This is a genomic window from Anatilimnocola aquadivae (assembly GCF_049819085.1).
Taxonomy (GTDB): domain Bacteria; phylum Planctomycetota; class Planctomycetia; order Pirellulales; family Pirellulaceae; genus Anatilimnocola.
Genome location: NZ_CP187419.1, coordinates 4,293,815 through 4,307,010, shown reverse-complemented (window position 1 = coordinate 4,307,010; position 13,196 = coordinate 4,293,815). Strand labels below are relative to the sequence as shown.

The following is a 13,196-nucleotide window of genomic DNA, read 5'->3' as shown; positions in this document are numbered from 1 at the left end:
TCACTGGGCAATTCGTATTCGGCAGCTAATCGATCATTTTCCACGCCAGGATTCCCAAACCAACGAGCAGGGCGGCGGCCAGCAAAACGGCCCAGCGGTGACGCGTAAGCCACCACTGCACGCTCCACCCGCGGGCTTTCGCACTGAACCGGCCGTGTGCGCCGTAGTCACCCGGAAGTGGATCCCAAAGGTTGTGCGGACGATCGGCGACTTCCGGCTCGTCGGTCATTTGCGATTCGTAGCCCGTGCGGGCCATGTACCAATCGCCCACGCCCGGCGCAACTGCATTGCCGACCAGTACGAGGTCGGTAATCATGCCGAGTGTCCATTCGCGGCGGTAATGGTAGGCAGCATGGTAGATGGCCTCCGCGGCTAGTTCAGGTTGAAAGATCGGAGGCACGGGTTGGGCCTTCTGCGGCATGCGACTCTTCGACCAGCTGTGCTGAGGCGTGTTGATGGCTGGCAAATGGACCAAGGTGAGACGCACCTGACTGCGATCGTGAATCAGTTCCGTGCGTACCGATTCCGAAAACCCTTCGATTGCATGTTTGGCTGCACAGTAGGCCGATTGCAACGGAATGCCGCGGTAGGACAGCGCGCTGCCGACTTGCACAATCATGCCGCGATCGTGCGGCAGCATGCGATGCAGAGCCGCGAGCGTGCCGTACACATAGCCTAGATAGGTGACTTCCGTCACGCGGCGATAGTCCTCTGCCGTCATTTCCTTGGCCGGCGAAAACACGGATACCATCGCGTTGTTGATCCAGATATCAATGGGACCGAGTTGCTCTTCCACTACCACAGCGGCAGCTTCGACCGCAGCGGAATCGGCGACATCGGTGGGGAGCACGAGCGCTTCGCTGCCCGCTTGTTCAACTTCGGCCCGGGCAGCCTCAAGGCCCTCCACGCCGCGGGCGAGCAACCCAACTTTCGCTCCCTGCTTCGCGAAATGGCGCACAACGGCCCGGCCGACGCCTGCCGAGGCGCCGGTGACGACAACAACCGGACGGTGCTGGGATGGGGAAGTCATGAATCATGGCCTGCGGGCTTCGCGTTAAGGGCGAGAGTTTCCCAGCCCAGCGCCGTCAGTAACTCGCCGCTGATGTAACTGGAATCCAAATCCGAGGAGGCGTCCAGGATTGCGATCGCGCGGCCGATGCGCGAGTCGCCTTCTGTGATGACCGCGACTTTGTGATTGAGCTTGTCCCCGCCTTTGTAGAGCGGCGCTTGATACCGAGGCTCCTGCGTCATTTTCGAATCGAGGCGCCGCTCGCATTGCGTTTGTGGAGACAGCGGGGATTTTGGATGCTTCTCAGTGTTCGTACTCGGCATGTTGGTAAACCTTTACCGGTAAACTTCCTCATGAATCTCAGTTAAATGGAGAAAGCAAGCGGTGTACCGAAGCGGGGCTTTCAATGCGTGGCATTTGTTTTGCCTTTGCGGCTCGTCATGGAACTTCAAGCAATTGCTTGGTACATAGCCATCGGAGTCGCCATGGTAGCGGGCACAGCCGTTATCGGCGCATTGCTCTTGATCTATTTGCCATCCAACTACTTCAGTCGTTCAGGCTTCAGTCGTTCAGGAAAGGGGGCGGATAAATATCGTTCTCCCGCTTCCTGGGACTTCGTAATCGGGAAGAATCTACTCGGCCTCGTCTTGATCGCGCTGGGAGTCATCATGCTGGTGCTGCCGGGGCAAGGCTTGTTGACGATTCTGATTGGGCTAATGCTGTTGAGCATTCCCGGCAAACAGCACCTGATTGCCGCCTTGCTCAGACGCTCTGGCATGCTCGAATCGGTGAACCGCTGGCGAGCGAAATTTGGTCGGGAGCCCTTGTCGCTGCCCGCGAAAAGATAGTGGTACAAAATGTGCTTCTTGCACCGCCATCCCGGATTTCAGCCGGCGACCATGCATCGGTAGCAGGCAAGACGCTCGGAAATTCTGGGCAAAACTACTGCCGCTGGCTTCGTAACGAGCAACGTGGCTGCTGGTTGAACTTCCCTGCTGACTCCTTTCGATTCGTCCACTCGTTAATGCCCTTTCACCTGCTCCGGAGAGTGTAAGCGATGAAGCGGCGAACCGTCTCTGGGTTGCTTGTTGCCGCAGGATCGGCCTTGGCTGGCAGCGCTATCGGATTGCCGGCGTTGATCGCAGCGCTGTCTCCCGCTTGGCAACCAGCGCGAGAGAATTGGCGACGGCTGGGAAAGCTAGAACTCTTTCCCCTCGCCACGGTAACACCCGCTGTGATTGCTTTGGATCGCGACATCTGGCCGCGACGGATTGGCGAACAAGCGGTATTTGTCTGGCGGCCAAGCAACGAGGAAATCATCGTCTTTTCGCGCAGCTGCACTGACCTGGGCTGCCCGCTGGAATTTGAACGGAGAAGCGGCTGTTTTCTGTGCCCCTGTCACGGCGGCATCTTTGCTCAGGATGGCCAGCGACTGGCGGGGCCCCCGAAATCGCCGATGCTCCGTTATGTGAACCGGGTTCACGAGGGCGTTCTGGAAATCGACGTCGCTTCACTTCCCCCCGCTACTTAAGGAAGCGACATGGTCCGCTCATCGCTGCGCTGGCTTGTCGATCGCTTCGGCCTGGGCCCGATTTGGGATCACTTGTTGGATCGCAATGTGCCCAAAGATCCGTGGTATCACGGCGACGGCATGGCCCTGCTCGTGTTGCTGTCCGTGCTCGTAATCACCGGCGTAGTCTTGTCGCTGGGCTATTGTCCCGCGGTCGACGAAGCCTATCAAAGTGTCAAATACATCACAGAGCGGCAGACGCTGGGCTCGTTTGTGCGCGGCCTTCACTATTGGTCCGGCGGGCTGATGGTGGTCATGCTGTTCCTGCATCTCTGTCGCCAGTTGCTGAATGGCGGTTACAAATCGCCCCGAGAAGGAACGTGGCTGATCGGAGTTTTTCTCCTATTCATTGTGCTCACGACCTCATTGCTCGGATATGTGCTGCGCTGGGACCAACGCGGCTTTTATGGCCTCAAGGTCCTGTTCGCCGCTCTGCAAAGCGTACCGGTCTTGGGCGAACAGCTGGTATTGCTGATTCAAGGAGGGCCGGAAGTGACGTCGCTGACGCTGAGCCGTGTGTACTCGCTGCACGTTGTCATTCTGCCAATGTTGCTGATCGGACTCGTTGGATATCACATGTACCTCGTCATCCTGCACGGCACGACCACGCTGGCAGAACGGAAGGAGCCGATTGAAACTGTCGAAGAGCAGCGCGAGCTCTATCAGGAGCAAGCGGATCATCCGGTAAAAGGCGAGGTTTTCTTTCCGACCGCGGTAATCAAGATCTCTCCATGGTCAATAGTGTCTTTGACCTTGGCGCTGGGATTGGCGCTTACCTTGGGACCACGCGCGCTTTTGGCGCCAGCGTCCAGCGCTTCGACGGAGCCTGTCAGCGAGGAGTGGTGGTTTGCCTGGTATAGCGGGCTGGTGGCGCTGCTGCCGCCGAGTGTGGCACCGACGTTTCAGTGGTTGTTTCCGGTCGCGGTCTTTGTCGGGCTAGCGATGCTTCCGCTTGTCGATCGCTCGCCGCTGCGAGGCTGGAAAAATCGGCCCATCGCGACCTTGCTCGTTTCGCTGCTCGTCCTGGCTGTGATCGGCCTTAGCTGGTTCCGTTATCAATCGCCGTGGACCCCGCGCTCTTCGGCTGGAGTGCCCACGACACCTGCCGGCTTTGAACTTGCTTACGAAGCGGAACAAGGCCGCCAATTGTTCCGGCAGTACGGTTGCACGAATTGTCATTCGGTGGCCGGCTCAGGCGGAACGAAGGTCGGTTCCGATCTCGCTCAGCTTGACACGATCTATTCGCAAGCAGAACTACGGCAATACATCCTGCAACCGCCCCGGGGAGTCGCGATGCCCAGTTATACAGGACGGATGAGCAACGACGAGCTGGAAGAGATTGTCGCTTACGTCCTGGTCGCTCAAACCTTTCCCCGGAAGCAAGAATAGCGTGATGGAAGCAGCTTCGCCTCTAACGACACTCTCGCTGCTGGCATTTGCCGGCGAGCCAGTCCAATCGATGGTCCACCCCGCGGGACCAGCAGCAGCGGAAATCGCTAGTCTGTGGTGGATAATGTTCGGCGCATTTACGGGCGTGTTTGTGCTGGTCATCGTGCTGATGATGTACGCCATCTGGTGGCGACCTGCTCCTGCAAGCGCCCGGGAGCCGGCAGCGCCTCCTGGGGGCCGCACTGGCTTTATCATCGCTGGGGGCGTGGTGCTGCCGATCGTCGTACTCACACCGCTGTTTGTGTATTCGCTCCTGGCGTCGGCCCGTTTACAGATGCCGGAGGACGCTCAAACGATTCGCGTCGTCGGTCACATGTGGTGGTGGGAAGTTCGCTATCCGGATCATGGCATTGTCACCGCGAACGAAATCCACATCCCAGCCGGCGAACCGGTGCGGTTGGAACTGACGAGCGCGGATGTGATCCATAGCTTTTGGGTGCCGCGCCTGCATGGCAAGCGCGACATGATTCCGGGAATCAAAACCGAGTTCTGGATTCAGGCGGACGAACCCGGCGTTTATCGAGGTCAGTGCGGAGAGTATTGCGGCACGCAACATGCCAATATGGCGCTAGAAGTGATTGCCCTAGCACCGGACGACTTTGCTGAATGGCTCAAGGTACAAAGCCAGCAGCGGACTCAATCAGAATCGCCCGCGATCGATCGCGGGCGGCAGGTCTTTCTGACGGCGGGTTGTAAACAGTGCCACGCGATTGAAGGAACCACCGCCACCGGCAACGCCGGGCCCGATCTGACGCATCTCGGCAGCCGCCGCATGATCGGCAGCGCGCTCCTGCCGAATACCGCCGGCAACCTCGCCGGTTGGATTGCCGATCCGCAGGCGCTCAAACCTGGCGTTAAAATGCCACGGACGTACTTGGAAGCCGAGGAGTCGCAGGCTCTCGTCACCTATCTGGAGAGCCTGAAATGACGGAACGTCCGGAGGATCCCGAAGACGACAAATCTTCCCGCGAGGCCGCATTCAAAAAAACGTGGGACGAACCCAGCGGGTTTCCGTGCACGCTCGCGACCGTCGACAACTTCCAGATCGGCATGCGATTCCTGGTGACGAGTTTCTCTTTTTTTCTGGTGTCCGGGGTGTTCGCCCTGCTGATGCGTATTCAACTGGCGCGAGCCGAAAACGATTTTCTCGGGCCGGTTACTTACAATCGCCTGTTCACGATGCATGGCACCGTGATGATGTATTTATTCGCCGTCCCTTTTCAGGAAGGGCTCGCGGCGCTCCTCTTGCCGTGGTTACTTGGCGCACGTGATCTGGCCTATCCGCGATTGACGGCCTTCAGCTATTGGGTATTCATGTTCAGTGGCCTGATTTTTTTTTCGGGCTTTCTGTTAGACGCCGTCGCTGATATCGGCTGGTTCGCCTACACGCCTCTTTCGGCACCCGCCTTTGCCGGCAAAGGAATCGATTTCTGGGTCGTGGGTCTCGGCGCAGCCGAAGTGGCTGGCGTGGCAGCTGGCGCGGAACTGACCATTTCGGTTCTTCGCCTGCGCGCACCTGGCATGTCGCTCGACAAGATGCCGGTGTATGCCTGGGCGTGGCTGGTGACGGCACTCATGATTGTGTTCGCGTTCACGACACTCTTCATGGCGACGCTCTTGCTGGAATTGGATCACGACCTGGGAACGCGATTTTTTAACGATCAGCACGGCGGCAATCACCTGCTGTGGCAACACCTGTTCTGGTTCTTTGGTCATCCCGAGGTGTACATCATTTTCCTGCCCGCGACGGGCGTGGTGTCGATGATCGTCTGCACGTTTTCGAGGCGGCTCATTGGCTACACATGGATTGTCGTGGCGATCGTGGTGACGGGCTTCCTTAGCTTTGGCCTGTGGGTCCATCACATGTATACGACGGGCCTGCCGGAGCTGTCGCTGTACTTTTTTGCCGGCGCGAGCCTGATGATCGCCATTGCCAGCGGCGTGCAGATTTTTGCGTGGATCGGCAGTTTGTGGGGTCAGCGGCCGCAGCTCGTCACGCCGCTGCTATTCGTGCTCGGGTTCGTGTTCATCTTTGTGCTGGGCGGACTGACGGGAGTGATGGTAGCCGTCGTGCCGTTTGACTGGCAGGTGCATGACACCTATTTCCTGGTCGCTCATTTTCATTATGTGCTGATCGGCGGGGCCGTGTTTCCAATCCTGGCAGGCATCTATTACTGGCTGCCGAAATTCTGCGGCCGCGTGCCCAGCGAGCGGTGGGGGCAAGTGAGCTTCTGGCTGGTTTTCGTCGGCTTTAACACGTCGTTCTTTCCCATGCACATTCTCGGGCTGCTGGGAATGCCGCGGCGGGTTTATACCTATCACGCAAGTCTTGGGTTCGATCAGTTGAATTTGCTCGCGACGGTCGGTGCGTTTGTGCTGGCGGTGGGATTTCTCACGTTTGTCGTCAACGTGATGTACACGGTTCGCTACGGCCGGGAAGCAGGCGATAATCCTTGGGGAGGTGATACGCTGGAGTGGTCGCTCCCTTCGCCCCCCGCTTACGCGCTCTACGCACGCATTCCCACCGTCGCCAGCCGTCATCCGTTGTGGGAGTCCGAAACCAGCGCACCGGCCGATGAGCAGTCTGAGGCGATTGTCGAAACGCTCGACCACGAGCCTGTCGGTTGGCGAGCGACGCTGCTCGTCGATGCAATCACCGGTAGGCCGCAGGCGATTGCGCGGCTGGCCACACCGTCGTACATGCCCTTGATTGCAGCGCTGGGCATTGTACTTCTCACGGTCGCAACAATCGCCAAGCTGTTCCTGTTGATTTCGGTCGGATTGCTGATCACTGTGGCCGCCGTGACAGTCTGGGTGTGGCCCGATCGCAAAGAACTGGAGCGAATGCGCACCAGCCGGTTGCCAGCTGAAACGGGTCTCCCCATTTTCACGACCGGCAAGCAATCGTTAGGGTGGTTGGGACTGCTGTTTCTGATGGCTGTGCTGGGGTGGTGCATCGGTACGATGTTGTATGTCTACTTCTATCTGCGATTGTATTCGACGCACTGGCCGCAAGACAATTTGCCTCTACCGGCATTGCTCTCACCCGCGGCTTATTTTGTGCTGTTGCTGCTCGGCGCTGCCGCCGGTGGCGCTGCCTGGGCAATGTTTCGGCGAGGGCAGCGACGACTTTCGATCGGCTTGTTAGCCGCCGCCAGCGGGCTGCAGCTGGCATTCCTCGCGCTGCACATCTACGACCAGACGACCTGGACCTTTTCGCCGCATACCAATGCCTATAGCTCTGTGTTTTTCTTGCTCAGCTGGTTCTTGGACGGGATTGCGGGCATTGGCCTCGGGCTGACGTTCACTGCGGTTATTCGCTTGTGGCGCGAGCGGGAGCATTGGCGATTGTTTAATGCGTTGCATACGCAAATGGCCGCACACTTCAGCTACTTCACCGCCGCGATGGCTGCGCTCGGTTTCGCCGCGCTGTATTTGTCGCCACACATTCTGTGATGGGGAGGAACAATGAGCAGAGCATTTCCCCGCAGCCAGGCATCTTTAGGAAGCGTACGTCGCGCGGCACTGTGGTTTGGTTTCCTCGGCGGTGCCTTTGCCTGGGCGTTGCATTTCCTCACCGCGTATGCCATTGCCGAGTTCGGTTGCGTCGGCGGATGGGGAGCTCGCATTTACGGCGGCATCTCTCTAGTGGCTTGGATGGAACTGGTGGCGACCGCGATTGCCGTTGGTTTAGCCGCTGCGGCGACTCGGGTGGCTTATCGCACCGAGCGCCAACTGCTTAACCGTGAGCCCGACGACGCCCAGAGCGTCGGTGAAAAGTACACCGCGCGAGCAGGGCTGCTGGCGAGTGGCTTCTTCACGTTCGTGATCTTGTTTGAGAGCATCCCGATTTTTTTCTACTTGCACGACTGCTGAGAAAGCTCCATGCGTCGAACTGTTGCCCCGACGATCGCCCTCTGCCTGCTGAGTCCGCTCCTTTCGCGAGCAGATGAAACAGCGAGCGCGCCCGTCGCGCCAGCGACGTTCTGGCAATCCTGGAACTGGGACTGGCTGATCCTGTTCAACTTGACGTTACTTGCTTTGGCCTATGCGATGGGCTGGAACCAATTGCGAATCAAGACAGGTCGCAAATCAGCGACACGAATCAGCCGCAACCAACTCGCCGCTTGGTTTCTGGCTCTCGCTGTGCTGTTCGTCGCTTTGATTTCGCCGCTCCATGCGCTCAGCGAAGAACTCGCCGCCGCTCACATGCTGCAGCATATGCTGATCATGGTAGTCGCCGCACCCTTGTTTGTATTTGGTTCGCCGGGCCAGGTGTTGCTCTTCAGTATGGATTCCCACTGGCGGCCAAGCGTCGCCCGCTGGAGCCGGACGTTTTCGCTGCGAGCATTCGCGGGGCTGCTCTGGCCTTGGCTTTTGCACGCCGCGACCCTATGGTTTTGGCACTGGCCGCCCGCCTACCAGGCTGCCCTGGCTGATCCGCTCGTTCATGACGCTCAGCATCTCAGCTTTTTCGCCGCAGCATGCGTCTATTGGCGCGGGATTGTCGATCCTGTTTACCGATACCGCCTGCAACCACTCACGGCGCTCGGGTCGCTGTTCGCCACTTCACTGCAGGCGATGCTGCTAGGGATTTTCTTGGCTTTGTCGCCCGATATTTGGTACGAGGCCTATCGCTGGCGAACCGAGGCGTGGAATCTCACCCCGCTAGCCGATCAGCAACTAGCCGGCTTTCTCATGTGGATGCCCGCTTGTCTCGTCTATCCGGCGCTCGCGGCACTGGTGTTGGGGCATTGGCTACAGAGGATGTCGAGCGCGCCTGGCCACCGGCAGCCAGGGCAGGGAGGTATATGATGGAAAACGCGTTCTGGTTTTACGGCAAGTTTTTCGCCGTGCTGGGCATCGTGTCCAGCATGGTCGTCTTCCACTATGCGACCCGCGGCTTCGGCGACGCCCGGAGCGCGCACGTTTGGCAAGTCCCCGGCGCTCGACCGGAGCGCGGGGCGGACCTCATTCGCAGCTACGGCTGCAGTTCCTGCCATGCGATTTCCGGCATCAACTCGCGGCCGATCGTGGGACCGAGTCTGGTACGCTTGCCAGAACAGCTGTACATCGCGGGCAAACTGGCGAACACACCACGCAATCTGATTCACTGGATTCAACATCCGGAACAGGTCCGTCCTGGCACCGCGATGCCCAATCTTTATGTGGGTGACGAAGATGGCCGCGACATTGCTGCCTACTTATTAGAACAAGGCAGGTGAAGTTTGTTCCGTCGTAGCATCATCATCGTGATTGCGGTCGTCTTCGTCGCGCTAGTCCTGCAGCGGATCTGGCGGTACGCAGCCTACGCTCCGCAGCGCCCCACGATGCCTGCGATGATCGCGGACGAAACGGAACGCGAGCTTTTTCAATCAGCTGGCGGAAAATACACGCTGGCGGATATCACCGCCAACGGTACGGAGTTGCCATCGCAAAAGTATCGCGGCTTTCGGGCCGTGCACGACCTTCAGCCCCAGCCCGGCGACCGCCTCTGCCCCATCACGCGCACGAAAGCCAATTTAACCTGCACCTGGATCGTCGATGGGCAAGCGTATGCCTTCTGCTGTCCGCCTTGCATCCCCGAGTTTGTTCGCCTAGCCAAGGAGCGTCCCAGGCAAATTAGGCCCGCCGATACGTTTGTTGCAGGAAAGGACTAGAACAGCTTCGGCCCGACACGCTACTGCAGCTCGGCCGATGTTGCCAACGCGCCTAAGTTGTATCATGGGGAGAACCACGCTCTAGCAAGCAGCCGCAGAGCTAATTTGCTATGAGGCACATCTCCTTCAATTGCTTGGTTGCGTTCCCAATGGGACGATCCAGTGGAATGCCGGCACATGTCAGTAATGTAGTGAGTAGGTCTCCCTGATTTCCACGGGTTTCCGCCAGAAAGCGACCCGTGCGAATGGAACCTCCGCCCCTGCCTGCAATGATAAAAGGCAGGTTTGCCCGGGTGTGCTTGTTGCCATCCTCCAGGCCGGACCCCCACATCAGGATGCAGTTATCCAGCAGCGTGCCGTCGCCTTCCTTGAGGCTGTGCATCTTCTTCACCATGTACGCGAATTGCTCGATATTAAAGGCCGTGATCGCGGCCACCTTGTTCACCATTCCCGGCTGATTGTTGTGGTGGGTCTGGGAGTGATGCTTGTCATCGAATCCAAGTTCGGGATAGGAAACGCCGTTCGGCGTCGAGCCGATGTACGTAAAAACACGAGTCGTGTCGGTCTGGAACGCCAGCACGGCGAGGTCGCACATGACCTGCATGTACTCGCTGCGATTGTCTCCCTCAGGAATCTTGATTTCGATGGGGGGCGAATCGGAGTCCTTGCGTTTGCTGGACCTGACGCCCGCTTTTTCTAAGGCTGCCTCCTTTTGGCGGGCTTCGATGGCGGCAATGCGCCGTTCTACCGAGCGCACACTGTCCAGGTATTCATCCAGTTTCCGCTGGTCAGTTACCGGTAATGTTCGCCTGAGTTCCCGCGCGCCGCTCAAAACAAGGTCCAACATGCGCTGATCAAGAGAACCCAGCTGACTCGAACCGCCGCCAACCCCCTGTTGGTCCTTTGTGTTGAATAAGCGCCAGAGCACATTGCGCGGATTGATCTCCGCCGGGACAGGCTGCGTGGGCGAGCGAAAACTGCAGTGCGAGTAATACGCCTCGTTCAGCCCTTCCTGATTCTCCTTCCAGGTTTGTGGCATCGTGGCCAGCTCGAGAGACGGCAACGAGGTGAACGCTCCCACGTAATTCGCGGCAATCTGATCCGCGGAAATCGAGATGTCGATCTCATTCCGCCTGGCTGGGTTCGGCAAGCTCGCCGTCAGCCAGGTTGAGAGTTCCAGGGCGTGAGGCGCACCGTTGAAAGGAGCAATCGAAACTCCCGAGATTCCCTTCATCAGAAGGCATTGGTCGAGCACCGGCTCCAGCGATTTTAGCGCTGGCGGTGGTGATGACAGAAAACTCTCCGCGTCGGCGGGCCAGAACTGATCCATGATCACGCCATGGGGCATGTACATGAACCCCAGCCGGACCGGAGGCTTGTTCGTCTTACTCTCGTTTGATTCTGCGGCCATTGTCTCTAGCAGGGGTAGGGCCAGAGTGACACCCATCCCTTGCAGGCAAGCACGACGACTCAGCACGCTCTTAGTCATTGGATGTCCTCGTTTTCGGCGCCGCTTCCGGGATTCGACGATGCGTGAAGGGGTAACTCGTCACGACCGCACTGATGAGCGTCTGCACACGGTATTCATCGGCGGTGATATCCTGTATCAAACCATCGACCACAATTTCATCATAGCCTTCCAGGTTTCTGCACAAGGCATAAGCGAGCAGTCGTTCCAACAGGTTGCGAGAAAAATCATCTCGGCGTTCCGCGATGATCGCTTTTAATTCTTTCGGGCTGGTGAAGCGCAGTCCGCCGGGAAGTTCACCTGAGGCATCGATTACTGAGCCATTCTCTTCCCGATCACGCCAGCGACCCATGGCATCAAAATTCTCCAGGCCAAAACCGATGGGATCGAGCAGCTGATGACAATTAGCGCACACAGCATTCGTGCGGTGCAGCTCGGTGCGCTGGCGCAGGGTCAGGTTCGCAACCTTTCCCTGGTCCTGTTTGTCTAAGGCCGGTATATCCGGCGGCGCTGGCGGAACGTGCTCGCCGAGCACCTGTTCAAGGACCCACACGCCCCGTTTCACGGGACTCGTTCGGTTGGGGAAGGAAGTCGCCGCGAGAATGCCAGGCATCCCCAAGATCCCGCCTCGATTACCATCGCTCAGTCGCACTCGGCGCATCTCGGATCCTGTTACGGTTCCTTCCAAGCCGTAAACCTTGGCCAGGGGCTCATTGAGGAACGTGTAATCGGATTCGACAAAACTCATGACGCTGCGGTTGGTACGCACGATGCTTTCAAAGAAGAGCCGGGCCTCGTCATACATCGCCGAGCGGAGCTCGCTGGTCAACTGCGGAAATTGCGCAGCATCGAATTTCTTGCCTGCGAAACTCTCTAAACCAAGCCACTGCGCTCCAAACCCGTCAAACAGCGCACGCGAGCGGGGGTCCTCCAGCATGCGTTTCACCTGCGCCTTGAGAATCGCCGGCTCGCTTAGCTTCCCACTGTCCGCCAGCGCCATGAGCTGATCATCGGGCATGGTTGCCCATAATAGATAGGACAAACGTGATGCGAGCTGATATTCATCGAGGCGAACGATGCCCTTGCTAGGCTCTTTACCGGGACTACCCGGTTGTGCTTCTGCCGGAGTAATAAACAGGAACTGAGGTGAAACGAGGATCGCCTTGAGCATCAATCGCAGGGACGCCGAATAGCCGAGTTCGTTTTGCCTGCCCAGATCGAACACCTCCAAAAGAACATCGAGTTCTGCCTGCGACGGAGGGCGACGATACGCTTTCCGGGCCAACGCACGGGCTACTTCGCTGGCCGCTGCCCGCGCGTCAGCTCCAGGTAGCGGTGGCTCACCAAACAGCCGCCTTTGCATTTCGGTTGGTTTGGCATCTTCAGGCGACACAATCCGGTCGAGTGCCTTATTGGCGATCGCGAGATACTGCTCCAGCTGCAAGGGGGAAAGAGAATTCAGATATCCCGCGCCGCTGACCTCGTCTGGTAGGTCGCTAGCGATGGCGGGGTCAACGCCCAGCAGGTCATGCAACGTGTTGGCGTACTCTGTTTTCGTCAGTCGCCGGATGACAAAAAGCCCTGGATCCTTGGGGCTGAGAAACTTGACCTTGGCCAGCCAATCGACGAACATCTGCCGATCCGCAGCGGCTGGCTGCATCTTCGCGTAGTCCGGCGGCATGTCATGCGCCTTCACCCGGGCGATCGCCTTTTTCCACAGTTCACTGAAAGCCGAGTGACCTGGACTATTGAGCGCGGGCGAAAAGTTGACTCCGGCCTCCGTCGGTCGCTTGTTTTGGTGACATTCTAGGCAATAGGTTTTGAGAAATGGTGCGACACGATCGCGAAAGTATTGCTCGGCGTCCGCCTTGCCAACAATTTCCCCATCGACGGAGGTCTGAGCTGAGCCGGTGATCGGCTGTGACCACAGAAGGCCGAAGACTATCAGGGCCATCAAGCCACTGCGAAAATGTACTTCCGACATTGCCACCCCACAGGTCATTTGCCGTCGATCTTTGTCGTTGCTCGACGCCCCAATTC

The 13,196-nt window shown here is 58.4% G+C and carries 13 protein-coding genes; 9 read left to right on the top strand and 4 right to left on the bottom strand.

The window, feature by feature from the left end; translation table 11 throughout:
• Nucleotides 1-25: 25 nt before the first annotated feature.
• Nucleotides 26-1,030: an SDR family oxidoreductase gene (locus tag NA78x_RS17085; RefSeq protein ID WP_425613581.1), complete on the bottom strand. Its 1,005-nt coding sequence runs from the start codon at nucleotides 1,028-1,030 to the stop codon at nucleotides 26-28.
• A complete protein-coding gene (locus tag NA78x_RS17080; protein ID WP_425613580.1) occupies nucleotides 1,027-1,332 on the bottom strand; it encodes a hypothetical protein in 306 nt (101 codons plus the stop codon). The genes NA78x_RS17085 and NA78x_RS17080 overlap by 4 nt, the downstream gene beginning before the upstream one ends.
• A gap of 45 nt (nucleotides 1,333-1,377) precedes the next feature.
• On the opposite strand from NA78x_RS17080, the gene NA78x_RS17075 reads away from it, so the two are divergent.
• From NA78x_RS17075 to NA78x_RS17035, 9 genes are all read left to right on the top strand, one after another.
• The gene (locus NA78x_RS17075; RefSeq protein WP_425613579.1) at nucleotides 1,378-1,857 is read left to right on the top strand and encodes a PGPGW domain-containing protein; all 480 of its coding nucleotides are present in this window, start codon (nucleotides 1,378-1,380) and stop codon (nucleotides 1,855-1,857) included.
• Between the two features lie 209 nt (nucleotides 1,858-2,066).
• On the top strand, nucleotides 2,067-2,540 hold the full coding sequence (locus tag NA78x_RS17070; protein ID WP_425613578.1) for a ubiquinol-cytochrome c reductase iron-sulfur subunit: 474 nt from the start codon (nucleotides 2,067-2,069) through the stop codon (nucleotides 2,538-2,540).
• Nucleotides 2,541-2,549: 9 nt separating this feature from the next.
• Nucleotides 2,550-3,968 (top strand): cytochrome b N-terminal domain-containing protein, encoded by a 1,419-nt coding sequence (locus tag NA78x_RS17065; protein ID WP_425613577.1) that lies wholly within the window; start codon nucleotides 2,550-2,552, stop codon nucleotides 3,966-3,968.
• A 4-nt stretch (nucleotides 3,969-3,972) separates the two neighbouring features.
• The gene (gene coxB, locus NA78x_RS17060) at nucleotides 3,973-4,956 is read left to right on the top strand and encodes a cytochrome c oxidase subunit II (RefSeq protein WP_425613576.1); all 984 of its coding nucleotides are present in this window, start codon (nucleotides 3,973-3,975) and stop codon (nucleotides 4,954-4,956) included.
• Nucleotides 4,953-7,484 (top strand): cbb3-type cytochrome c oxidase subunit I, encoded by a 2,532-nt coding sequence (locus tag NA78x_RS17055; RefSeq protein ID WP_425613575.1) that lies wholly within the window; start codon nucleotides 4,953-4,955, stop codon nucleotides 7,482-7,484. Before coxB ends, NA78x_RS17055 begins: the two co-directional genes overlap by 4 nt.
• Before the next feature lie 12 nt (nucleotides 7,485-7,496).
• The gene (locus NA78x_RS17050; RefSeq protein ID WP_425613574.1) at nucleotides 7,497-7,904 is read left to right on the top strand and encodes a hypothetical protein; all 408 of its coding nucleotides are present in this window, start codon (nucleotides 7,497-7,499) and stop codon (nucleotides 7,902-7,904) included.
• A gap of 9 nt (nucleotides 7,905-7,913) precedes the next feature.
• Nucleotides 7,914-8,843 carry a cytochrome c oxidase assembly protein gene (locus NA78x_RS17045; protein WP_425613573.1) on the top strand — a complete coding sequence of 310 codons (930 nt, stop codon included), beginning with the start codon at nucleotides 7,914-7,916 and terminating at the stop codon, nucleotides 8,841-8,843.
• Nucleotides 8,843-9,253 carry a c-type cytochrome gene (locus tag NA78x_RS17040; protein WP_425613572.1) on the top strand — a complete coding sequence of 137 codons (411 nt, stop codon included), beginning with the start codon at nucleotides 8,843-8,845 and terminating at the stop codon, nucleotides 9,251-9,253. The genes NA78x_RS17045 and NA78x_RS17040 overlap by 1 nt, the downstream gene beginning before the upstream one ends.
• 3 nt (nucleotides 9,254-9,256) lie before the next feature.
• Nucleotides 9,257-9,688, top strand: coding sequence for a hypothetical protein (locus NA78x_RS17035; protein ID WP_425613571.1), 432 nt, complete (start codon nucleotides 9,257-9,259; stop codon nucleotides 9,686-9,688).
• A gap of 100 nt (nucleotides 9,689-9,788) precedes the next feature.
• Here the strand turns inward: NA78x_RS17035 and NA78x_RS17030 are convergent, their stop codons facing one another.
• Nucleotides 9,789-11,042: a DUF1552 domain-containing protein gene (locus NA78x_RS17030; RefSeq protein ID WP_425613570.1), complete on the bottom strand. Its 1,254-nt coding sequence runs from the start codon at nucleotides 11,040-11,042 to the stop codon at nucleotides 9,789-9,791.
• A gap of 127 nt (nucleotides 11,043-11,169) precedes the next feature.
• Nucleotides 11,170-13,140, bottom strand: a complete 1,971-nt coding sequence (locus tag NA78x_RS17025; RefSeq protein WP_425613569.1) for a DUF1592 domain-containing protein — start codon at nucleotides 13,138-13,140, stop codon at nucleotides 11,170-11,172.
• Nucleotides 13,141-13,196 lie beyond the last annotated feature (56 nt).